This window comes from Pseudomonas persica, assembly GCF_900291015.1.
Classification (GTDB): domain Bacteria; phylum Pseudomonadota; class Gammaproteobacteria; order Pseudomonadales; family Pseudomonadaceae; genus Aquipseudomonas.
In genome coordinates, this window is record NZ_OLKL01000137.1 from 1 (window position 1) to 273 (window position 273).

The 273-nt window shown below is 35.5% G+C and carries 1 protein-coding gene; it reads left to right on the forward strand.

Features of this window, described 5'->3' with window-relative positions:
• A partial coding sequence (locus FQ664_RS27540; RefSeq protein ID WP_218570425.1) for a hypothetical protein occupies positions 1 to 273 on the forward strand: 273 nt, incomplete at both ends.

Consider the following 273-nt stretch of genomic DNA (forward strand, 5'->3'; position numbering starts at 1 on the left):
ATGCTGCACATCAATAGAAAAACTGTGGCTAAATATTGGGACGAGTACAATGAACAAATTGAGCTACTAGACGCAAAGGGAGCTAACACCAAAATCATTCAAGAAACAATTTGCAATGAGCCAATTTATAATTCATCCGGAAGAAAGCCTCGGAAATATACAAAGGAAATGGACCAGTTTCTTGATGAAATACTAGAAAGCGAACAAGAAAAATGCAAGTTGCTAGGAACAAATAAACAAAAGCTAACCCAGGTTCAAATATATGAGCTATTT